The 21,622-nt window shown below is 70.7% G+C and carries 22 protein-coding genes; 10 read left to right on the top strand and 12 right to left on the bottom strand.

Translation table 11 applies throughout. The features are described from left to right. Positions 1–6 precede the first annotated feature (6 nt). Positions 7–822: a GNAT family N-acetyltransferase gene (locus FDA94_RS17630; RefSeq protein WP_137248169.1), complete on the top strand. Its 816-nt coding sequence runs from the start codon at positions 7–9 to the stop codon at positions 820–822. Between the two features lie 20 nt (positions 823–842). Further along, positions 843–1,061: an FmdB family zinc ribbon protein gene (locus FDA94_RS17625; protein WP_137248168.1), complete on the top strand. Its 219-nt coding sequence runs from the start codon at positions 843–845 to the stop codon at positions 1,059–1,061. Positions 1,062–1,074: 13 nt separating this feature from the next. On the opposite strand, the gene FDA94_RS17620 is transcribed toward FDA94_RS17625, so the two are convergent. From FDA94_RS17620 to FDA94_RS17605, 4 genes are all read right to left on the bottom strand, one after another. Beyond that, entirely contained in the window at positions 1,075–1,821 is a 747-nt protein-coding gene (locus FDA94_RS17620; protein ID WP_170990994.1) for a serine hydrolase, read from the bottom strand. A 110-nt stretch (positions 1,822–1,931) separates the two neighbouring features. After that, positions 1,932–2,420 carry a helix-turn-helix transcriptional regulator gene (locus tag FDA94_RS17615; RefSeq protein WP_030456772.1) on the bottom strand — a complete coding sequence of 163 codons (489 nt, stop codon included), beginning with the start codon at positions 2,418–2,420 and terminating at the stop codon, positions 1,932–1,934. 38 nt (positions 2,421–2,458) lie between these two features. Then, complete coding sequence (gene ilvD / locus FDA94_RS17610) at positions 2,459–4,294, bottom strand: dihydroxy-acid dehydratase (RefSeq protein WP_137248166.1); 1,836 nt, start codon at positions 4,292–4,294, stop codon at positions 2,459–2,461. A 145-nt stretch (positions 4,295–4,439) separates the two neighbouring features. Further along, positions 4,440–5,063, bottom strand: coding sequence for a nuclease-related domain-containing protein (locus FDA94_RS17605; protein WP_246059993.1), 624 nt, complete (start codon positions 5,061–5,063; stop codon positions 4,440–4,442). A 318-nt stretch (positions 5,064–5,381) separates the two neighbouring features. Between FDA94_RS17605 and FDA94_RS17600 the strand changes: the two genes are divergently transcribed. Next, on the top strand, positions 5,382–6,779 hold the full coding sequence (locus FDA94_RS17600) for an amidase (protein WP_137248164.1): 1,398 nt from the start codon (positions 5,382–5,384) through the stop codon (positions 6,777–6,779). A 4-nt stretch (positions 6,780–6,783) separates the two neighbouring features. On the opposite strand, the gene FDA94_RS17595 is transcribed toward FDA94_RS17600, so the two are convergent. Both FDA94_RS17595 and pepN read right to left on the bottom strand, forming a co-directional pair. Next, positions 6,784–7,752, bottom strand: coding sequence for a hypothetical protein (locus FDA94_RS17595; RefSeq protein WP_137248163.1), 969 nt, complete (start codon positions 7,750–7,752; stop codon positions 6,784–6,786). A 71-nt stretch (positions 7,753–7,823) separates the two neighbouring features. Continuing rightward, positions 7,824–10,391 carry an aminopeptidase N gene (gene pepN / locus FDA94_RS17590; protein WP_137248162.1) on the bottom strand — a complete coding sequence of 856 codons (2,568 nt, stop codon included), beginning with the start codon at positions 10,389–10,391 and terminating at the stop codon, positions 7,824–7,826. A gap of 167 nt (positions 10,392–10,558) precedes the next feature. Between pepN and FDA94_RS17585 the strand changes: the two genes are divergently transcribed. The 3 genes from FDA94_RS17585 to FDA94_RS17575 are packed head-to-tail and all read left to right on the top strand — an operon-like array spanning position 10,559 to position 13,863. After that, positions 10,559–11,179: a mycothiol-dependent nitroreductase Rv2466c family protein gene (locus FDA94_RS17585; RefSeq protein WP_137248161.1), complete on the top strand. Its 621-nt coding sequence runs from the start codon at positions 10,559–10,561 to the stop codon at positions 11,177–11,179. A gap of 37 nt (positions 11,180–11,216) precedes the next feature. Further along, positions 11,217–12,620: an aldehyde dehydrogenase family protein gene (locus FDA94_RS17580; RefSeq protein WP_137248160.1), complete on the top strand. Its 1,404-nt coding sequence runs from the start codon at positions 11,217–11,219 to the stop codon at positions 12,618–12,620. Positions 12,621–12,663: 43 nt separating this feature from the next. Next, positions 12,664–13,863 carry a nucleotide sugar dehydrogenase gene (locus FDA94_RS17575; RefSeq protein WP_212735371.1) on the top strand — a complete coding sequence of 400 codons (1,200 nt, stop codon included), beginning with the start codon at positions 12,664–12,666 and terminating at the stop codon, positions 13,861–13,863. Here FDA94_RS17575 and def read toward each other — a convergent pair. Next, the gene (def, locus tag FDA94_RS17570) at positions 13,860–14,348 is read right to left on the bottom strand and encodes a peptide deformylase (RefSeq protein WP_137248158.1); all 489 of its coding nucleotides are present in this window, start codon (positions 14,346–14,348) and stop codon (positions 13,860–13,862) included. The genes FDA94_RS17575 and def overlap by 4 nt on opposite strands. Positions 14,349–14,418: 70 nt before the next feature. On the opposite strand from def, the gene FDA94_RS17565 reads away from it, so the two are divergent. After that, entirely contained in the window at positions 14,419–14,886 is a 468-nt protein-coding gene (locus FDA94_RS17565) for a ribose-5-phosphate isomerase (RefSeq protein ID WP_137248157.1), read from the top strand. Here the strand turns inward: FDA94_RS17565 and FDA94_RS39255 are convergent. Next, positions 14,883–15,029 (bottom strand): hypothetical protein, encoded by a 147-nt coding sequence (locus FDA94_RS39255; RefSeq protein ID WP_170990992.1) that lies wholly within the window; start codon positions 15,027–15,029, stop codon positions 14,883–14,885. The genes FDA94_RS17565 and FDA94_RS39255 overlap by 4 nt on opposite strands. Positions 15,030–15,039: 10 nt before the next feature. After that, complete coding sequence (locus FDA94_RS17560) at positions 15,040–16,263, bottom strand: GNAT family N-acetyltransferase (RefSeq protein ID WP_137248156.1); 1,224 nt, start codon at positions 16,261–16,263, stop codon at positions 15,040–15,042. A 116-nt stretch (positions 16,264–16,379) separates the two neighbouring features. Here FDA94_RS17560 and FDA94_RS17555 point away from each other — a divergent pair, with 116 nt between their 5' ends. After that, entirely contained in the window at positions 16,380–17,492 is a 1,113-nt protein-coding gene (locus FDA94_RS17555; RefSeq protein WP_137248155.1) for a PP2C family protein-serine/threonine phosphatase, read from the top strand. Positions 17,493–17,643: 151 nt separating this feature from the next. Here FDA94_RS17555 and FDA94_RS17550 read toward each other — a convergent pair whose 3' ends face one another. Further along, positions 17,644–18,249 (bottom strand): response regulator transcription factor, encoded by a 606-nt coding sequence (locus tag FDA94_RS17550; protein ID WP_137248154.1) that lies wholly within the window; start codon positions 18,247–18,249, stop codon positions 17,644–17,646. Between the two features lie 227 nt (positions 18,250–18,476). Here FDA94_RS17550 and FDA94_RS17545 point away from each other — a divergent pair, with 227 nt between their 5' ends. Next, positions 18,477–19,751 (top strand): M50 family metallopeptidase, encoded by a 1,275-nt coding sequence (locus FDA94_RS17545; protein ID WP_342778491.1) that lies wholly within the window; start codon positions 18,477–18,479, stop codon positions 19,749–19,751. Here FDA94_RS17545 and FDA94_RS17540 read toward each other — a convergent pair whose 3' ends face one another. Beyond that, entirely contained in the window at positions 19,752–20,252 is a 501-nt protein-coding gene (locus tag FDA94_RS17540; RefSeq protein ID WP_137248152.1) for a DinB family protein, read from the bottom strand. It abuts the gene before it with no gap. Between the two features lie 58 nt (positions 20,253–20,310). Between FDA94_RS17540 and FDA94_RS17535 the strand changes: the two genes are divergently transcribed. Continuing rightward, complete coding sequence (locus tag FDA94_RS17535) at positions 20,311–21,093, top strand: SDR family NAD(P)-dependent oxidoreductase (protein ID WP_137248151.1); 783 nt, start codon at positions 20,311–20,313, stop codon at positions 21,091–21,093. On the opposite strand, the gene FDA94_RS17530 is transcribed toward FDA94_RS17535, so the two are convergent. Beyond that, positions 21,088–21,622, bottom strand: a 535-nt coding sequence (locus FDA94_RS17530) for a CHAT domain-containing protein (protein ID WP_137248150.1), incomplete at its 5' end; no start/stop codon positions are given. The two genes, FDA94_RS17535 and FDA94_RS17530, sit on opposite strands and share 6 nt — an antisense overlap.

Below are 21,622 nucleotides of genomic sequence, written 5' to 3'. Positions count from 1 at the left end.
CGGTGCATGACCTGGGTTCTGAGCGACGATGTCACCGCTTTCCCCGGTGACGCCGAAGACTGGCTGCTCCGCGACCCCGTGCGCAACACGGTTCCGCTGACCGTGCTGCGGGGGTTGCGGAGCGGCGTCTTCGGCGACGGCATCCTCTGCGGATGGTTCGTCGAAGACGACGAGATCGCCGGGGCGATGCTGCACACCCCGCCCTACCCGCTCCTCCTGGGCGCGGTGCCGGTCGGCGCCCTCGGGTCGCTGGCCCGGGAACTGATCGCGCTCGACCGCGCGATCCCCGGCATCTCCGCCCCGCTGGAGGTGGCCGATGCCTTCACCCGCGTCTGGTGGCGCCCGGAGACCTTCCGCCGCAGCGAGCGCCTCTACCGTCTGACCACCCTGGCCCCACACGGAACTCCCGGCTTTTCGCGTACGGCCACCGCCGCCGACCGCGACCATCTCGTCAGCTGGTTCCGCGCCTTCCAGACCGAGGCCCACGTCGACCGCGACGCCGACCCGACCCCGCTGGTCTCGGCCCGCACCAACCGGGAGGAGCTCGTCTACTGGTACGACGGGGGGTCGCCCGTCTCCATGGCCGCCTTCTCCCAGCCGATCGCCGGCATGTCGCGGATCGGCCCGGTCTACACCCCGCCCGAGCTGCGCGGCCGGGGCTACGGCTCGGCGGTCACCCACGCGGCCACCGCCGCCGCCCAGGCGGCCGGCGCGTCCGAGGTGCTGCTCTTCACCGACCTGTCGAACCCGACCTCGAACTCGATCTACCAGAAGCTCGGCTACGTCCCGGTGGGCGACTACGCGTCGGTGTCCTTCGCCTGAGCGCGTCGTAGGCTGGTGCCATGCCGCGTTATGACTACCGCTGCCGCGCCTGCGGTTCGACCTTCGAGCTCAACCGCCCCATGGCCGAGGCCAACGCCCCCGCTCCCTGCCCCGGCGGCCACGACGACACGGTGAAGCTCCTCTCCACGGTCGCCGTGACCGGCACCGCCTCCGGTTCTGCCCCCCGCCCGTCGTCGGGCGGCGGCGGTGGCTGCTGCGGCGGGGGTTGCTGCGGCTGACCCCGGGAATCGATCAGCGGCGGATCGCCGAGATCACGAGGCCGGCCAGTTCCTCCGTGGTTCTGATGCCGGTCTCCTTGTCGGGGTTGCCCTCGGTCAAGACCGCGATGAGCAGGTCGGAGTCGGCCGACGACAGGCGGCCGACGCTGTTGACCACCCACCTGCCGCCGTCGGCGGTCACCGGCATCCAGCCGTTCTTGATCGCGACCTGCTCTCCGGGCCGGGCCGCCGCGCTGACGCCCCAGGTCTGCGAGGGCTCGACCGAGGTCATCAGGGCGTGGGCGTAGGCCCGGTTGGCGGCCGTCAGCGGCCCGGCCGGTGAGGTCAGCAGGTCGAGGAGTTTGAGCTGGTCGGCCGGGCAGCTGCGGGTGGTGCCCCACGCGGGGGCCGGCCAGGTCTGGTCGACGCCCAGGCCGCGCAGCAGGCGGGTGAGGCCCTCGCTGCCGCCCAGTTCCACCGCCAGCTCCTGGGCCGCCGCGTTGTCGCTGCGGCGCATCATCGCCTCGGTGCGCACCCGCTCGGCCGGGGTCGGCTCGCGCAGCGCCGACTGGGCGTTCAGCAGGGTGCCCAGCAGGATGCCCACCTTCGCGACGCTGGCCAGCGGGAAGGCGCCCGGCGCCGGTTCGACCGTGAACCTGGTTCCGGCCAGCCGGTCGTGGACGGCCACCGCCCCGCGCCCCGGGCGGGTGCGCAGGTAGGCGGCCACCTCACGCGTCAGCGTGAGCCGGTCGGCCGGGCAGAACGCCCCGTCAGACCTCATGGGCACCTCGCGGGTCTGTCTGACCTGCGTGCACGCCGCCGGTAGGGACCTCAGCTTCATGATCACAGAGTCGGCCGAGGGCCCTGACCGGCGGTTTCACGACACGCGGGTTATGCCGCAGTCTTACTCCGGCGCTGGAACGGCAGGAATCGTTCCGGTAAGTGGGGGCGCGCCGGGATGTCGGTGGACTCGACCGAGATGATCCGGTCGAAGCGGAACGCGCGGATGCCGCGGCGCATGCGGCACCAGCCCGCCAGATACCAGTGTTCGCGGTGGACGAGGCAGGTCACCGGCTCGACGTCGCGGACGCTGAGGTTGCCGGCGGCGTCGAGGTAGTGGATGCGGACGACGAGCCGGGAGGTGATGGCCTGGGCGACCGCGCGGGCGCGGCGGGCGACGTCGGGAGACAGGGGAGTCGTCAGGGTGGACAGGGTCGTCGCGATCACATCGTCGTCAAGCTCGATGTGGTCGAGCGCGTGGCGCAGACCCCGGCGCGCGGTCACGGACTGCGGACCGGCGCCGAGGTGGGCGAGTGAGAGCGCGAGCGCGGCGAGCTCGGCGGTCGTCAGGGACCCGTTGTGCCGAATGACAGTGGCCATACCTTGATTTTAGATAAGCCCACTGACATTTTCTCGAACTAGTTCGCGAGCTGGGAGAGGTCTCGTGAGGCTCCGGTGCTGGCTGAGGTGGTCAGCGCGGCGTACGCCTGGAGGGCGGCGGTGACCGGGCGCTCGCGGTCGCGCGGGCGGTAGCGGCCGAGCTCTGCCAGCAGCTTCTCGCGGCGGGCGGCCAGGTCGGCCTCGGCCACCTTGAGCTCGATCGAGCGGCCGGGGATGTCGATCTCGATCAGGTCGCCGTCTTCGACCAGGGCGATCGCGCCGCCTTCGGCCGCCTCGGGGGAGGCGTGGCCGATCGACAGGCCCGAGGTGCCGCCGGAGAAGCGGCCGTCGGTGACCAGCGCGCAGGCCTTGCCCAGGCCGCGTCCCTTGAGGAAGGACGTGGGGTAGAGCATCTCCTGCATGCCGGGGCCGCCCTTGGGACCCTCATAGCGGATGACGACGACGTCGCCCTCCTTGACCTTGCCGCCGAGGATGCCGTCGACGGCGGCCTCCTGCGATTCGAACACCACGGCCGGGCCGGAGAACTTCCAGATCGACTCGTCGACGCCCGCCGTCTTCACGACGCAGCCGTCGACGGCGATGTTGCCGTAGAGGACGGCCAGGCCGCCGTCTTTGGTGTAGGCGTGCTCGACGTCGCGGATGCAGCCCTCGGCGCGGTCGACGTCGAGCGTCTCCCAGCGGTTGTCCTGCGAGTAGGGCTTGACCGTGCGGACGTTGCCGGGCGCGGCGTACCAGAGATCCACGGGGTTGGCGAGCACGTCCCACTTGTCGAGCAGGTCGCCGAGCGTGCCGCCGTTGACGGTGGTGGTGTCGCGGTGGAGCAGGCCGCCGCGGTCGAGCTCGGCCAGGATCGCGGGGATGCCGCCGGCCCGGTGGACGTCTTCGATGTGGTACTTGTTCGTCGCCGGGGCGACCTTGCACAGGCACGGCACCCGCAGCGAGATCTCGTTGATCTCCTTCAGGCCGAAGTCGACCCCGGCCTCGCGGGCCGCGGCCAGGATGTGCAGGATCGTGTTGGTCGAGCCGCCCATGGCGACGTCGAGGGCCATGGCGTTCTCGAACGCGTCCTTGGTCGCGATGGAGCGCGGCAGCACCGAGAAGTCGTCGTTCTCGTAGTGGCGCCGGGTGATTTCGACGATCGTCTTCCCGGCGTCCTTGTAGAGCTGCTCGCGGGCCTTGTGGGTGGCCAGGATCGTGCCGTTGCCGGGAAGGCCCAGGCCGATCGCCTCGACGAGGCAGTTCATCGAGTTGGCGGTGAACATGCCGCTGCAGGAGCCGCAGGTCGGGCAGGCGTCTTCTTCCATCGCCAGCAGCTCTTCGTCGGAGACGCTCTCGTCGGCGGCGGCGATCATCGGGTCGATCAGGTCGAGCTTGCGGCCCTTGCCGGCGATCTGGGTCTTGCCGGCCTCCATCGGGCCGCCCGACACGAAGACGGTCGGGATGTTCAGCCGCATGGCGGCCAGCAGCATGCCCGGGGTGATCTTGTCGCAGTTGGAGACGCAGATCAGCGCGTCGGCGCAGTGGGCGTTGACCATGTATTCGACCGCGTCGGCGATCAGCTCGCGCGAGGGCAGCGAGTAGAGCATGCCGCCGTGGCCCATCGCGATGCCGTCGTCGACGGCGATGGTGTTGAACTCGCGGGGGATCGCGCCGGCCTCGCGGATCGCGCCGGCCACCACGTCGCCGACCTCGCGGAGGTGGACGTGGCCCGGCACGAACTGGGTGAAGCTGTTGGCCACCGCGACGATCGGCTTGCCGAAGTCGCTGCCGGCTACGCCGGTCGCCCGGAGCAGGGCCCGGGCACCGGCCATGTTCCTGCCGTGGGTGACCGTTCGAGACCTGAGGGCGGGCATGGCCAGACTCCGATCAGAAGACGTTCGACGTCCATACATGGTAAGTCCGTCGCCCGAGCGCTGAGACACGGGTCCCAGAACGTGAAACGGCCCGTGCCGCCCCGGGCACGGGCCTGATCGGACGATGGATGGGAACGTTCCTCTGTCAGACCTCGCTGTAGCGCGAGGGCAGGACCTGCTCGGCGGCCTTGAAGATCGATTCGACCTCCGAGGTCGTGAGCGACTTCTCCCGCTTGGTGATCCACTTGCGGACCATGCTGCCGGAGAACACGTCGACCTCGCGGATGTTGAGGATCCGCCAGGGGATCGCCGGCCCGTAGATGGCCAGCGACGGCACGACGGTGATCTCCCGGCCGAGCGCCTTGCTGATCAGGTCGCCGGCCTGGGTGGCCTCCCAGCGCGCCTCGTCGAGGCGCGGCTTCTGGTTGAACGGTCCGTGGAAGAGCTTGCGGTGTGACTGCACGCGTACGGGAAGACGCCGGTCCCACTTCTCGGAGTCGACGGCGTAGACCCCTGTCGGGCCCACCACCAGATGGTCGATCTGGGCGTCGCTGCCGGGGATCGACCGGGCGTGGAGCGTGCGGTAACCACCGCGTTCGAGCTTCTTCAACTGGGCCTCGGTCCGCCGCTCCGCGACCGACGGCCGCCGCCAGGCCGGGACGGACGACGACGTCCGTGCCCGGTAGACGGTCAGCCCGATCGCGGTCAGCACCAGGAACACGAGACCGGTCCGGACGCTCCCGAACAGCAGGCCCGTCACGATCCCCACCGCGACGGAGATTGCTGCTCGGCGTACCAGATCCTGATATCTGGGTTGCTGCAAGGTGCTCCGCAGAGACGCGCGCTCTACTGGCGCGTAGGTCGACGCGGGCGTGTCGGGTCGCGTCGGGGGGCGCTCCTCACGATCGCTCACCCAAATAGGTGACGCATCGTGACCCTCTTCGGGCGCTAGACGGCTATCCACATAACAGACCGTAGTTGAGGCGCCAAGCTGTTGCCTAGTGGAGCCTGGTTCATACTTTTGTGGCCAACATTTGCTGATTCGCGCGTGCTGGTATAGGGCATCATCTCTAGATATCTTCCGGCAGTGGCCGGCATTCATGATCTCACCGCTCTCGAACTCGCCTCTGCGGTTCGCGCCCGCGAGCTGTCGCCCGTCGAGATCGCGGAACACTATCTCGCCCGAGCCGACGAGGTCGGCGCCTACGTGACCCCGACCCCCGATCTGGCCCTTGAGCAGGCGCGACGCCTCGAGAACGAAGATCCGGGAGACCGGCCGCTGTTCGGCGTGCCGGTGCCGGTGAAGGACCTGAACTTCGTGAAGGGCGTGCCCATCAGGTTCGGTTCGGGCACGTATGAGGGCTTCACGGCACCGGTGGACGATTCCATCGTGACCCGCCTTCGCGAGGCCGGGACCGTTATGACCGGTAAGACCAATTCGCCAGAGTTTGGTTTGCCCTGTTACACGGAACCTACCGTCGCGCCACCGGCCCGCACCCCCTGGGATGTGACCCGGTCGGCCGGTGGGTCCAGTGGGGGCGCCGCGGCCGCCGTGGCCGCCGGGCTCGCCCCGCTCGCCCACGGCAGTGACGGAGCGGGGTCGATCCGCATCCCGGCCGCCGCGTGCGGGCTGTTCGGCATCAAGCCGAGTCGCGGACGCGTCTCGCTCGCCCCGATGATCCCCGACCTGGCCGGGCTGTCGGCCAACGGGCCGCTGGCCCGCAACGTGGCCGACGCGGCGGCGCTGCTCGACGTGCTGGCCCACCACCAGCCGGGCGACCTCTACCGGACGCCCGACCCCGGGACGTCGTTCCTCTCCTACGCCAGGCGGGAGCCCGGCCGCCTGCGGATCGCCCGCCACCGCGACCCGGTGATCCCCGGGGCCAAGCTCCACCCCGAGGTCGTGGCGGCGTACGAGAAGGCCTCGGCCCTGCTCGAACGGCTCGGACACGAGGTCGTCGACATCGACAACCCCTACGGCGCCGACGTGGTGCCGCTCTTCGAGCGCATGTGGTTCGCCTTCGCGTGCATGCACCCCGTCGCGCCGGAGAAGGAGCACCTGCTGCGGCCCATCACGGCCTGGCTGCGGGAGCGCGGGTTCGCCACCCCCGCGCCCGACTTCCTCAAGGCCTGGTCGGCGCTGCAGCTGACGACCAGGTTCGCGCTGCTGGTCACCGACGCCTTCGACGCGGTGCTCACGCCCACCGTCACCGGCCTGACCCCGGAGATCGGTTGGTTCGAGAACGTCGACGACCCCGTGGAGACCTTCGAGCGCATGAAGCAGTTCGCGCCCTTCGCCGCCGCCTACAACCTCAGCGGCCAGCCCGCGGTCAACCTGCCGATCCACTGGACGCCCGAAGGGCTGCCCGTCGGGGCCATGCTGGCCGGCCGGTGGGCCGAGGAGGGCACCCTGATCATGCTCTCGGCCCAGGTCGAGGCGGAGGTGGGCGGCTTCTGGGGAGATCGCCGCCCACCGGGGTGGTGAACCGTCAGGTCAGCAGCGAGACCACGTGTTCGGACACGTCGGCGAGCAGGCCCGCCGGTCGTACCTCGGTGCCGGCGATGGCCGACACCAGGCTCGGCAGCCCCTCCAGGGGGAAGCCGTCGTTCTGGGTGACCTGGTGGCCGATGCCGTTCTTGTCGAGGACGGCCCTGCTGCGCCGCCAGGCCTCCAGCACCTCTTCGGGTGAGGGCACGCCGAAGCCGTGGCCGACCGGGGCGGCGTGGCGCAGCCGCACGAGCGGGGTGTCGGCGAAGGCCAGGGCCGTGCGGCAGCGGGTGGACAGGGTCTCCTTGTCGGGGACCCAGTCCATGGCCGTACAGGGGGTGCGGCACTTGGCGACGCACACGGCCATCGCTCCGGCGACCTGGCTGTGCTGGCGGTCGAAGTAGGCCCGCCAGCCCTCGGCCGGCTCGGAGGCCACGCGCAGGGAGCGCTGGGTGGCCGACTGTTCGGAGCGGGTGTGGTCGCACTCCTTCTCGCCGATGACGCCGAAGCGGCTGCCCGGCGCCTGGAGGCCCTCGGGCCAGCGGGCCGGGTCGCCCGAGTGGCCCAGCGCCTCTTCGAAGGCGAGCAGAGGGAGGTATTCGGAGGTGATGTGCACCGCCGCCATCATCGCGCTGAGCTCGCGCTGATCCCAGCGGACCTTGATCACCTCAAGGAGCAGGGAGTAGGCCGGCCGCAGCGAGTCGAGGGCGCCGCGGGGGCGTTCCTTGGGGGTCTGCGGCATGTGGCAGGCACGGGCCCGGCGGCGCAGGTCGGCCGGGATCACCGGCGCGTCGAGTTCGCTGGCGAAGTCTTCGGCGTCAAGGGTCAGCAGGCGCTGGCCGAACTCGCAGACGGCGGCGACCAGCGCCGCGCGCGACTCGTCGGACAGCACGGCGCCGGACAGGGCGCCGACGTCGCCGAAGGAATAGCGGCGGGCCAGCGCGATGAGCAGGTCGTGGGCCGACTCCATCCATTCACTTTCTCACGGGGTACGGGGAAGGCCGGGCGCGGGCCCGGCCTCCCCTGAACCTACGTGACCTTTCAGGCCGATGCGGCGTCCTTCGCCCGAGCCCGCAGGGCCCGGTTGATGCCGTCGGCGCCTTCGAGCAGCAGCCGCTTCAGGCCGTGGGGCGGCTGGGCGGAGGTGATCAGCTCGTGGGTGGCCTCGGCCGTCTCGGGGCGGATCAGGTGGGTCGGGTAGCAGCCGATCGCGAAGTTCTGGGCCGAGTCGCTGGTCCAGTTCTTCCAGATGCCGGCGACCTCGGCGAAGAACGCCGGGCCGTAGGGCTCCAGCAGGTCGACGCGGCGCGGCTCGCCGAAGCCGAGGATGGTCGAGCGCAGCACCGCCCCGCTCAGCTCGCCGCCGACGATGCGGGCCCAGGCGCTCGCCTTGGCCTCCTCGGTCGGGATCGAGGCGCGGGCCTGCGCGGCCGAGCGCTCGCCCGTCGCGGTGGCGTCGCGCACCAGCTCGGCGTCGATGTCGGCGGCGCCGAGCACGCCACCGACGACCAGGGCCCGGGTGAGGGTCCAGCGCAGGTCGGCGTCGACGGTCAGCCCGGCCGGGACGTTCAGGCCCAGCAGGATGGCGTGGAGCAGGTCGAGGTCGGACTTGGAGGTGGCGACCTCGGCGAACGCGTTGAGGTAGGCGAGCTGGTGGTCGGACCCGGGCTCGGCGCCCTCGAAGAGGCGGCGCAGCGTGGCGGCCAGCGTGGCCATGCCGGTGTCGCGCCACTCGGGGGCGGCGTACTGCTGGACGGCCTGGCGGGCCTGGCGCAGCACCGTCTGGAGGACGGTCAGGTCGCGGACCGAGTGGATGCCCGACTCGACCAGGGTGACGTAGTCGCGGGTGGCCATCTCGCCGTCGCGGGTCATGTCCCAGGCGGCCGACCAGCACAGGGCGCGCGGCAGCGAGTCGGCGAACTTGACGATGCCGCCGTTGACCACGGTCGCGAGCGAGCGCTCGTCGAGGCGGACCTTGGCGTAGGTCAGGTCGTCGTCGTTGACCAGGACCAGGTCGGGCCGGAGCTCGCCGACCAGCTCGGCCACGGTGGTGCGGGCGCCGACGACGTCGAGCTCGACCCGCTTGACCCGGGTCAGCACGCCCAGGACGTCGGAGTAGAGGCCGATCGCGACCCGGTGGGAACGCAGCGTCGGGTAGTCGGCCGGGGCCTCCTGGAGCACCTCGAACCGGGTGAACCGGCCCTCGGCGTCGACGTCGAAGGAGGGACGCAGGGTGTTGACCCAGGAGGTCTCCAGCCACTCCTTCGACCAGGACGACAGGTCGCGGCCGGAGGTGCGCTCCAGGGCGCCGAGCAGGTCTTTCAGCTCGGTGTTGCCCCAGGCGTGCTCGTTGAAGTAGGCGCGGACGCCCGCGAGGAAGTTGTCGAGGCCGACGTAGGCCACCAGCTGCTTCAGGACGCTGGCGCCCTTGGCGTAGGTGATGCCGTCGAAGTTGACCTCGACGGCGTGCATGTCGGGGATGTCGGCGGCGATCGGGTGGGTCGAGGGGAGCTGGTCCTGACGGTAGGCCCAGGCCTTCTCGACGTTGGCGAAGGTCGTCCAGGCGCCCTGGCCCCAGCGGGTGGCCTCGGCCTGGCAGAGCACCGACATGTAGGTGGCGAACGACTCGTTCAGCCACAGGTCGTCCCACCAGCGCATGGTCACGAGGTCGCCGAACCACATGTGGGCCATCTCGTGGAGGATCGTCTCGGCGCGGCGCTCGATCAGGGCGTCGGTCACCCGGGAGCGGAAGACGTAGTCCTCCAGGAAGGTGACGCAGCCGGCGTTCTCCATCGCGCCCGCGTTGAACTCGGGGACGAACAGCTGGTCGTACTTCCCGAACGGGTAGCGGAGCCCGAAGACGCGGTGGAAGAAATCGAAGCCCTGCTTGGTTACCTCGAAGATGTTGTCCGCGTCGAGGTGCTCCGCCAGGGACTGGCGAACGTAGATGCCCAGGGGAATGCCGTCGTGCTCGTCGTGGACCGAGGCGTACGGACCGGCCACGAGGGCGGTGATGTACGTCGACATCACCGGCGTCGCCGGGAAGTGCCAGCGCTTGGCCGCCTGGAGCGTGCCATGACGGCCTTCGTGCTGGTCCAGCTCCAGCGACTCGTCGGGGGCGGAGTTGGAGATGACCTGCCAGTCGGCCGGGGCCAGGACCGTCAGCTCGAAGGTGGCCTTGAGGTCGGGCTGGTCGAAGCAGGCGTACATGCGGTGGGCGTCGGCGGTCTCGAACTGGCTGTGCAGGTAGACGCGCTTGTCGACCGGGTCGACGAACCGGTGGAGGCCCTCGCCGGTGCGCATGTAGGTGCAGTCGGCGTCGATGCGGAGCTCGTTGTGCTCGGCCAGGCCGCTGAGCGGGAAGCGGCCCGCCTCCTCGTCGTAGGCGCCGGCGTCGAGCCGGGCGCCGTTCAGGACGACCGACCGCACGTGGGCGTTGTGCAGGTCGATGAAGGTGTCGGCGCCGGGCTGCGCACACGTGAAGTGGACCGTCGTGACGCTCTCGAACCGCTCGTCGCCCTCGGTCAGGTCGAGCTCGACCGAATAGGACTGAACGGTCAGCAGCCGGGCGCGCTCCCGGGCCTCGTCACGGGTCAGATTCCCTGCCACATCCGCTCCTCACACACGGCCCGCCGCGCCGTCGCGACCGGGATGACCGCATCCTGCCACGACGACCGGACAAAGCCGCAATCAAATGTTTCCCTACCTGGAATAGGTAGATCCCTGACTCCGGTTGTCGATCGATGGAACCACATTCCTGTCGGGAGAGTGAACAAATGTCCGAACGCAAGATCGCCGATTTCTGGTTCGACCCATTCTGTCCGTGGGCCTGGCTGACCTCGCGCTGGATGCTCGAAGTGGAGAAAGTGCGGCCGGTCGACGTCCGCTGGCATCTGATGAGCCTCACCTTCCTCAACGAGGGCCGCGACATTTCCGCGGATTATCAGGCACGTTTGAGCAAAGCCATCGGGCCGGTCCGCGTGGTGGCCGCCGCGCGGCGCAAGTACGGCGACGAGGTCGTCGGCGAGCTCTACACCCAGATCGGCACCCGGTTCCACCCGGGCGGGCGCAGCAAGACCCCCGACGCGTTCCCCGAGGTCGTCGCCGAGGCGCTGCGGGCCGCCGGGCTCGACCCCGCGCTCGCCGGTGAGATGGACTCCACCGAGTACGACGACGACATCCGCCGCTCCCACCACGCGGGGATGGACCAGGTCGGCATGGACGTCGGCACGCCCGTCATCTCGATCGAGGGCAACGCCTTCTTCGGCCCCGTCATCACCCCCGCCCCCAAGGGCGAGGAGGCCGGCCGGCTGTGGGACGGCGTGCTGCTGGTCTCGTCGTTCGACGGCTTCTTCGAACTGAAGCGGACCCGGACCAGGGACCCCATCTTCGATTGAGTGGAACAATGGCACCGATCACGCCAGGATGGGGCGCATGCGTCAGCTCTTCGTGAACGGTGCCTGGGTTCCCTCCGCGTCCGGCGAAGGCGTCGACGTGGTCAACCCGGCGACCGAGGAGGTCGTCGACCGGGTGCCGGCGGGGGCGGCCGACGACGTGGCCGAGGCGGTCAGCGCCGCCCGGCGCGCCTTCCCCCGCTGGGCGGCCACCCCGCCCGGGGAACGCGGCGCGTTACTGTCCCGCGCGGCCGAGCTGATCGAGGCGCGCGCGCGGAAGATCGCCGAGATCATCGCCACCGACATGGGCGCGCCTCTCGGGTTCGCGCTGCGGACGCAGACCCTGATGCCCGCCGGGGTGCTCAAGACCTTCGCCGGCATGGCCGGGCGGCAGGCCGAGACCACCCGGGTGGGCAACTCGCTGATCCTGCGCGAGCCGGTGGGCGTGGTCGCCGCGATCACGCCCTGGAACTACCCGCTGCACCAGGCCGTCTGCAAGGTGGGCGCCGCGCTGGCGGCCGGGTGCACGGTGGTCTTGAAGCCCAGCGAGGTGGCGCCCCTGGCGGCCTACGCGCTGGCCGAGGTGCTGGAGGAGGCCGGGCTGCCGCCGGGCGTCTTCAACCTGGTGAGCGGCCACGGCCGGACCGTCGGCGAGGCCCTGGCCGCCCACGTCGACGTCGACATGGTCTCCTTCACCGGCTCCACCGCGGCCGGGCGCCGGGTCGCCGCGCTGGCGGGCGACACCGTGAAGAGGGTCGCGCTGGAGCTCGGCGGCAAGTCGGCCAACGTGATCCTGCCGGGCGCCGACCTGGAGACGGCCGTCAAGGCGGGCGTCGGGCAGGCCTACAGCAACGCCGGGCAGACCTGCTCGGCCTGGTCGCGCATGCTCGTCCACTGGGACCAGTACGACGAGGCCGTCCAGATGGCCGTCGCCTTCTCCCGCAAGTACGTCGTGGGCGACCCCTTCGCCGACGACACCCGCATCGGGCCGCTCGTGTCCCGAATCCAGCGCGACCGGGTGGTCCGCTACCTCAACGTCGGCCAGGAGGAGGGCGCCCGGCTGGTCGCCGGGGGCACCGAGCCGGTCCACGAGCGCGGCTACTACGTCGAGCCGGCCGTCTTCGCCGGAGTCGCGCCGGGCATGACGATCGAGCAGGAGGAGATCTTCGGCCCGGTGCTGTCGATCGTCCCCTTCGGCGCCGTCGACGAGGCCGTCTCGATCGCCAACGGCACCCCCTACGGCCTGGCGGGAGCCGTCTGGGCCCGCGACGAGGAGCAGGCCGTCGCCGTGGCCCGCCGGCTCCGGACCGGCCAGGTCGCGATCAACGGCGGCCGGTTCAACCCGCTCGCGCCGTTCGGCGGCTACGGGCAGTCGGGCGTCGGCCGCGAGCTGGGCGAGGCCGGGTTCGACGAGTTCCTCGAGATCAAGTCTTTGCAGATGTGAGCTTTCCGGCTTGACCCGGGCACCGATACACAAAGTCATGCACGTGTTGATCGTGGGCCTGGGCTACGTCGGGCTGCCCACCGCGCTCGCCTTCCTGGAAGCGGGCTGCCGGGTCACCGGCTACGACGTCAGCGCCACCCGGCTCGCCGCCATCGCCAAGGGCCAGGTCGACCTGTCGCCGCTCGACCACGCGCGGCTGCGCTTCCACCGCCTGGAGACCACCGCCGACCCGGCCGCGATCGCCGCCGCCGACGCGGTGGTGATCTGCGTACCGACGCCGGTCGACGAGCACCACGTGCCCGACCTGAGCGCGCTGCGGGCCGCCTGCGGCACGGTCGTCGCGCACGCGGTCCCCGGCCAGCTCGTCATCCTCACCTCGACGACCTACGTGGGGTCGACCCGCGACCTGCTGATCGACCACCTCGGCGGGGTCGACGTCGTGTTCAGCCCCGAACGGGTCGATCCGGGGCCCGGCGGGCGTCCGCTGGAACACTCGCCGCGCGTGCTCGGGCCCGCCTCCGCGAAGGCGGGCGACCGGGCCGAGGAGCTGCTCAAACGGGTCGCGCCCTCGGTCCATCGGGTCAGCTCGCCGGAGGCGGCCGAGCTGTGCAAGCTGCTGGAGAACTCGTTCAGGGCGGTCAACATCGCGCTGGCCAACGAGTTCGCCGACATCGCCCGGGAGGTCGGGGTCGACCCCGTCGAGGTGATCGAGGCGGCGGCCACCAAGCCGTTCGGGTTCATGCGGTTCGACCCGGGGCCCGGCGTGGGCGGGCAGTGCGTGCCGTCGGACCCCTACTACCTGCTGTGGCGGCTGCGGCGGGCGGCGCCGACCGTGCTGACCGCCGCGATGGGGGCCATCGCCGCCCGGCCGCAGGCGGTGGTGGGCCGGGCGCTGGAGATGCTCGCGGCGGCCGGGCGGGACATCCGGGACGCGAAGGTGCTGATCGCGGGGGTGTCGTACAAGCCGGGGGTGGCCGACGCGCGCGAGACGCCGGCCATGCCGATCATCGCCGCGCTGCGGCGGCTCGGCGCGCGGGCCGAGTTCACCGATCCGCTGGTGGAGGAGCTCGTCGTGGGGGAGGAGTTCCTCAAGCGCGCGCCCGACCCGAGGACCGAGCCGTGGGACCTCGTCATCGTGCACACGCTGGGCGGCGACCTCGGGTGGCTGCGGCCGGAACAGCCGGTCCTGGACGCGACCTACCGGCTCGAACGGCCCGGCGACAGCCGCTGGGAGGTGCCCTAGGGCGCCTGGAGCATGATGCGGCGCGCGGCGTCCTTCGGCAGGCGGTCGAGGTAGAGGCCGCCGTTGAGGTGGTCGAACTCGTGCTGGAAGCAGCGGGCCAGCATGCCGCGCGCCTTGATCTCCAGCGGACGGCCGAGGCGGTCGAAGCCCTTCAGGGTGACCCCGGACGCGCGGGGGGTGGGCGAGTAGAGGGGCTTGCTCGTCTCCTTGTTCGGGACGGACAGGCACCCTTCTTCTTCGACGATCTCGGCGGGGTCGTCGACGGTGAGCTCGGGGTTGACCACGGCGCCCTTGCGGTTGCTGATGTCGTACACGAAGAGGCGTTTCGGGACGCCGATCTGGGGGCCCGCGAGACCGACGCCGTCGGCCAGGTACATCGTCGCGAACATCTCGTCGATCAGGCGGCGCAGGTCTTTGTCGAACGCCGTGACCGGCTCGGCCGGGGTGCGCAGCACCGGATCTCCGACATACCGGATCTCGCGCATTCTGATCTCCGCTGTAAGGGTCGACGGGGGTAGCTGGCCGTTACTTTAGTCGACCTGAGAAGCTCTCCGTATGCGCGTCTACATCGGTTCCGACCACGCCGGCTACGACCTGAAGAATCACCTGGTCGGCTGGCTCAAAGACAACGGCCACGACGTGGTCGACTGCGGTCCTTTCGTCTTCGACGCCGAAGACGACTACCCGCCCTTCGTGCTCCGTGCCGCCGCCGGGGTGGTGGCCGAGCCCGGCTCGTTCGGCGTGGTGATCGGCGGCTCGGGCAACGGAGAGGCCATCGCCGCCAACAAGGTGAAGGGCGTGCGGGCCGCGCTGGCGTGGAGCGACGACACCGCCACGCTCGGGCGGCAGCACAACGACGCCAACGTGATCAGCATCGGCGCCCGGATGCACACCGAGGCCGAGGCCACCCGTTTCGTCGAACTGTTCCTGGCCACGCCCTACTCGGGCGCCGACCGCCACACCCGGCGCATCGACATGCTGAGCGACTACGAGCGGACCGGCGACCTGCCCCCGCTGCCTTAGGGCTTCTTGCGGGTCTCCTTGCGGGGGATCTCGTCACGCAGGGGCCGCCGGTCGGCGGCCTCCTGCTGTTCCTTCGACGGACGGGACACGTCGCGGGCGCGCATCGCGGTGATCGCCGTGATGGTCAAGCTCTGCAGGGCCATGCCTCCGAGCTTAGAAGACGAGTCCGCCCCAGGGGAGCGGGCTCCACGACATGGCCGCCGACAGCTCCCGCACCGCGCCTTCGCGGTGCTCGGCGATCTGCCCGGCCAGTCGGTACGACTCCAGCGACCGCCCCCCGAGATACGCGGCGCCCAGGATCCGGACCGGCAGGCTCAGGTCGGGCGCGTCCTCGGTCCGCTCGCACGTCTGCTTGGCGGTCGACAGCCGCCAGCGCCCGGCGTTCCACGGGCACACGTCGTCGTCGACCTCCACGACCAGTTCCACCGGCGCGCTGTAGGCCCGCTGGGTGAGCGCGCCCGGCACGTCGACCAGGCGGATCCACAGCTCGTCGAGGGTGCCCGCGTTCAGGTGCCGGGGTTCGGCCAGCAGGTGCATGACCGGGTCGTCCAGGGGCCGGTTGGCGGCGAACACGCGCGAGCAGAGGTCGCGGTCGAGGAGGCTGCGCCACAGGGCCGCGTAGGCGGCCGGGTCGACGGCGAACAGCTCCTGCAGCAGCACCTCGCCGTCGGGCACGTCGTGGTCGGTGACGGCGCGCTTCACCCGGAACAGCGCGTAGCCGCGCACGCCGTCGTCGTCCTCGGCCAGCACGCAGCGCAGCCGCCCCGCCGAGCCGCGGGCGTTCTCGTCGTCGGCCAGCGTCGCGTCCCAGCGTGCGGCGGTGCGCGAGTAGAGGCCCGGCCGGGTGGGCCTGACCTTGTCGAAGAGCCGTACGAAGTCCTCGCGGGCCCGTTCCGGCGGTTCGATCCGCAGGCGCAGCGCGGGGTCGGCCGGCGCGTCGGCGCGGAAGGCGCTGGAGTGCTTGGGGATCGTGTAGAAGACGTTGTCGACCGCGCGGCCGTATCCGTAGCGGCCGTAGATGGCGGCCTCGGAGGCGTAGAGCGCGGCGAACACCTCACCCTTGGCGTGGACGTCGGCCAGCTGCCGCCGCATCAGCGAACTGAGCACCCCGCGCCGCCGGTGGGAGGCCAGCACGCCGACGGAACTCACCCCCGCCACCGGGAGCACGCCGCCCGGCACGGTCATGTCGAAGCTCATGACCTGGGTGAAGCCGACCATCCGGTCGCCGTCGAAGGCGGCGAGGGACCGGTCGAACTCCGTGACGCCCTTGAACCGCTCGATCTGACCGGGGGCCCAGGAGGACACGAACGCCTCGTCGAGCAGGTCCAACGCGGCGGGGAACTCGGATTCGGCGATGGGGCGAATGGGGTGATTCACGGCACCACCGTAGGGCCGGGCAAAGAGGGACGGCCACCCAATATACGTGCTAAATGATCAAGGTGTTGGTCAAGACAGCGCCTCACCACGAAGCCGACCGATACAGTCGGGACATCATGAGTTCCCGTCCGGTGCCGCTCATTCCCCCTCGGCTCCGCGCGATTTTGGTGCGGGTCCCGTTTCTGGTGCCGATCGTCCGGTTCGTAAGGAAGAGTTCGTCGAAAGATAGCCATCTGCTGATCGCCCTGGTCGTCGTGAGCCTGCTCATCGGAGTGCTCGGCGTCCAGATCTCGACGCGTTGGTTCTCGCCCTCGCTGCTCATCCTGGTGACCCTCGTCGCCGGTCTTCAGCTCCGGTTCCGCAGCCTGATGACGCTGCTGGTCGCGGTGGCCGCGTCGGTCACCTACCTGGGGATCACCTACGGCGCCCGGCAGGTCGGGCCCGGCTACCTGCTGACCATGGCGTTCACGGTCGTGCTCGCCGGGCTGATGTCGCGCACCCGGGGCACCCTCGGCGTGCAGGGGCTGCGCGGCGACGCGATGCTGCTGGAGCTGCGCGACCGGCTCAAGAGACAGAGCGAGCTGCCCTCCTTCCCCAAGGCGTGGGGCGGCAAGGTCGTGCTCAAACAGGCCGGCGGGTCGTCGTTCGGCGGCGACTTCGTCGTCTCCATGCGCGAGGGCACCAGGGTCGAGCTGGCCGTGGTCGACGTCTCGGGCAAGGGCGTCGACGCGGGAACCCGGGCTCTTCTTCTCTCCGGTACGTTCGGCGGTCTCCTCGGCTCGGTGAGCGACTTCCTCGGCGCCTGCAACGCCTACCTGCGCCGCCAGCGCGAGGGCGAGGGCTTCGTGACGGCCGTCCACCTGAGCCTCGACCTGGCCACCGGCGCCTACGAGATCACCTCGGCGGGCCACCCGCCGGTCGTGAAGTTCGACTCGGGCACCGGCACCTGGCGGGTCTCCACGGCCAAGGGCGTCGTGCTCGGGGTGGTGCCCGACCTGGCCTGCGAGCCCGACCGGGGCACCCTGCGCAAGGGCGACGCGCTCATGCTCTACACCGACGGGCTGATCGAGCAGCCCGGCCGTGACATCGACGCCGGCCTCGACCGGCTCCTCGGCGAGGCCGAACGACTGCTGCCCGGCGGGTTCTCCAAGAGCGCCCGCCAGCTCGTGAACTCGATGTCGTCGGGCCACAACGACGACTGCGCCCTGGTCTTGATCTGGAGACCGTGACGTTAGTCACTGGTCGTGCGCTGATGCGGGTTGAGACCCTTTATCCGGTCACCGGCGGTACGGGGGTGTCGCCGGAGAGCGACCCCATTCAGGGTCCCCGGGCCTTCTCAGGTTGGCGGCGCGGCTCACCTGCGGAGGCCCGGCCCTTCTTTCATAACCAGCCAGAATCGGCGGCGATGCGCACCGCGTCGACCCGGTTCCTGGCGCCGGTCTTGCACATGATGCGCGACAGATGGTTGCGGACGGTGCCCACCGAGAGATAGAGCTCCTCGGCGATCTCCTTCGAGCGCGCACCCTGCGCCGCGATGCGCAGCACGTCGAGCTCACGCCGGGTCAGCGGGTTCTCGGCCGTCTGCAGCGCGGCCACGGCCAGGTCGGAGTCGACCGCCCGGCGCCCGGCCGCGATCAGCCGGATGCCCTCGGCCAGCTTCTCGGGCCCGGCGTCGGTGCCCATGAAGCCCAGCGCGTTGGCCGCGAACGCCCGGCGCACCTGGCCCGGGTTGGCCTGGGAGGACAGGATCATCACCCGGCAGGCGGGCACCTTCTCGAGGAGCCGGGCCGCGGCGGTCAGGCCCCCCATGGCGGGCAGGTCGATGTCGATCACGGCGGTGTCGGGACGGTGTTCGACGGCGGCCGGGATGGCGTCCTCCCCCGAGGCCACCCCGGCCACCACTTCGAGGTCGCTCTCCCCGTTGAGGGAGGCGACCAGGCCATGCCGGACGAATGGTAGGTGCTCGGCCACCAGGATCTTGATCATGAGGCCCCCCATTTCATACCTCAGGGTGATCGACCAGACGCACAGTGTCACTGAAGTCTCTCCATTCGGCAAACTCACCGCAAGCTCCACAGGGGAACCGGAGTGGAAATGCCCGCGAATACGGACACGGCCGGACGCCCGACGGCGTGGGCTACTCTCAATGCGACGACCGATTTTCCGCCTGCCGGGGGTATGCGCCGATGAGCTGGCAGTTCATTGCCGGATTCGTGATTCTCTTCGTCGGCCTGCTGGTGTCGATCGCCCTCCACGAGATCGGCCACCTCGTCCCGGCCAAGATCTTCGGCGTGCGCGTGACCCAATACATGGTGGGCTTCGGCTCCACCATGTGGTCGCGGCGGCGGGGCGAGACCGAATACGGCATCAAGTGGATCCCCATGGGCGGCTACATCCGCATGATCGGGATGCTGCCGCCGCGTCCGAGCGACGACCCGACCAAGCTGCGCTCGGTCTCGACCGGGCCCTGGCAGGGCCTCATCGAGAACGCCCGTCAGGTCGCGTCCGAGGAGATCAGGCCCGGCGACGAAGACCGCGTCTTCTACCGCAAGCCGTGGTGGCAGAAGGCCATCATCATGTCCGGCGGCCCGTTCATGAACTTCGTGCTGGCCTTCGGGCTGTTCGCCGTCGTCATGATGGGCTTCGGGGTGACCGTGCTGAAGCCGACGGTCAACGCCGTCAGCCCGTGCGTGGTGCCGGCCTCGCAGGCCAACCGCGAGTGCACCTCCGCCGACCCGAAGACGCCCGCCCTCGCGGCCGGGCTGCAGAAGGGCGACCGGTTCGTCTCCATCGACGGCAAGCCGGTGACCTCGTGGGAGTCGGCCACCTCGACCATCCGGGCGCTCGGGGCCGGGCCGGTGCCCATCGTCATCGAGCGGGCCGGGCAGCAGCAGACCGTCACGGTCAACCTGATCGCCACCGAGCGGCCCGACCTCGAAGACCCCACCAAGATCGTCAAGAACGTCGGCTTCCTCGGCGTCGAGCCGACCCAGGTGACCGAGCGCCAGGGCCCCGGTTACGTCGTCTCCGAGATGTGGGACATGACCTCCCGCACGGCCGTCTCGATGCTCGACATCCCGGGCAAGATGGTCGGCGTCTGGCACGCCGCCTTCTCGGGCGAGGAGCGCGACCCCAACGGCCCGATCGGCATCGTGGGGGCCGGGCGCATCGGCGGCGAGATCGCCGCCTCCGCCGCCCCCATCGAGAACAAGATCGTTATCTTCATCAACCTGCTGGCGGGCCTGAACCTGGCGATCGGCATCTTCAACCTGATCCCGCTGCTGCCGCTCGACGGCGGCCACATCGCGGGCGGCCTGTGGGAGGGCCTCAAGCGCGGCTTCGCCCGCGTCGCCCGGCGGCCCACGCCCGGCTACGTCGACGTGGCCAAGGCGCTGCCGCTGACCTACGCGATGGCGACCGTGCTCATCTTCATGGGCGGCCTGCTGATCTTCGCCGACATCGTCAACCCCGTCAGGCTGAGCGGCTAGCTACTCGCCGGTCACGCCGTCGATGCGCTCGCGCAGGAAGTCGGCGTGACCGTTGTGGCGGGCGTACTCCTCCAGCATGTGGGCCAAAATCCACCGGTGCGACATGAGCTCGCCGGCCCGGTTGGGCTTCTTCATCAGGGCGTCGAGCGAGGTCTCCGCGCTGATCTTCCGGGCGATCTCGATCTCGGCCTTCCAGGTGGCGAAGACCTCCTCGACCGGCGCCGAGTCGACGGCGTCGAAGTCGTCGTCGGGGGCGGCGTCGGTGAAGAAGATCGGTGCCAGGTCCTCGCCGTTCAGGCGGATGCGGAACCAGGCCCGTTCGACGTCGGCCAGGTGCCTGACCAGGCCGAGCAGCGACAACGACGACGGTTCCACGGCCCGCCGGCGCAGCTGCTCGTCGGTGAGGCCGGCGCACTTCATGGCCAGGGTGTCGCGGTGGTAGTCGAGGAAGGCGACCAGGGTGTCGCGCTCGTCGCCGGCGAGGGGCGGGTCGATTCTCATGGGGTTATGGTGCCAAACGATTACCAGAAGCCCGACATCCTGCGGGAACAAGTCATTCATGACACTTGACGGGAAAGTCGCGATTGTCGCCGGGGCGAGCCGGGGCATCGGTGCGGTCACCGCGCGGGCGCTGGCCCGCGCGGGGGCCGCCGTCGTCCTGGCCGCGCGTGATTCCACCGCCATCGAGACCGTCGCCGCCGACATCCGGGCCTTCGGCGGGCGGGCCCTGGCCGTGCCGACCGACGTGGGCGACTCCGACTCGGCCGAGCGGCTCGTCGCGATCACGCTGGAGAAGTTCGGGCGGCTCGACGCGGCGTTCAACAACGCCACCGACGGGCCCGTGCCCGCGCCGCTGGCCGAGATCGACCCGCTCGACTTCGACCTCGGCATCCGTACCAACGTCCGGGGGACCTTCCTCGGGATGAAGTTCCAGATCCCCGCCATGCTCGCCTCCGGCGGCGGGTCGATCGTCAACATGGCCTCGGTCGCCGGGGTGCAGGGCACCGCGAACATGGCGGGGTACGTCGCCGCCAAGGCCGGGATCATCGGGCTCACCAAGGTCGCCGCGCTCGACTACGCCGACCAGGGGATCAGGGCCAACGTGCTGGCCCCCGGGCCGATCCTGACCTACCACCTGGAGGCGGCGGGGGAGGACGTCCAGCGCCGGGCCGGGAACGCCGCGCCCATGCGGCGGGTCGGGCTGCCCGAGGAGGTCGCCGCCACCGTGATCTGGCTGTTCTCCGACCAGTCGTCGTACATCACCGGGGTGACGCTGCCGGTCGACGGCGGGATCGGGGCCGGGACCAAGCCGCCGCAGATGGTGAAGGCGGCCTCGTCATGAGGCGCCGATCGCCGAGAACGACCACCCGGTGGCCGGGTCGGCCGACCGCCGGGCGTCTCTGAGGGCCTGGGCGCAGGTCAGCCCGGCGCGCAGGCCGTCGTGCAGGGCGACCATGAACGGGACCGCCGCCGCGTCGTTGACGGGCACCACGCTGGCCACCAGCCCGGCGGTGCCGAGCGGCAGCAGGGCGGCGGCCAGGCCCAGCAGCTCGTCGGCCCCGGCGGGCGCGAGCCGCCCGCCCTCGCAGCTCGACAGGATCATCCGGTACGGCGCCGCCCGCAGACCCTCGACGTCATGGACGGTCAGCGGCCCGTCGTCCATCCGCAGCGCCGAGAACATGGGGCTGTCGTCGCGGAACACGCCGTGGGCGGCGATGTGGGCCAGCCGCGACCCGTCGAGCGCCGCCAGCACGGCCCCGGCGGTGGCGGCGCCGTCGGCCAGCACGGTCGCGGTGCCGTAGCCCCGGGCCAGGGCGGGCACCTCGGCGCCGCCCGAGACCAGGCCGGGCCCCCTGACCAGCACCACGCCG

The sequence above is a fragment of the Herbidospora galbida genome (assembly GCF_005233835.1).
Classification (GTDB): domain Bacteria; phylum Actinomycetota; class Actinomycetes; order Streptosporangiales; family Streptosporangiaceae; genus Herbidospora; species Herbidospora galbida.
The sequence above is the reverse complement of the archived record's forward strand: the minus strand, read 5'-3'. Positions and strand labels throughout refer to the sequence as shown.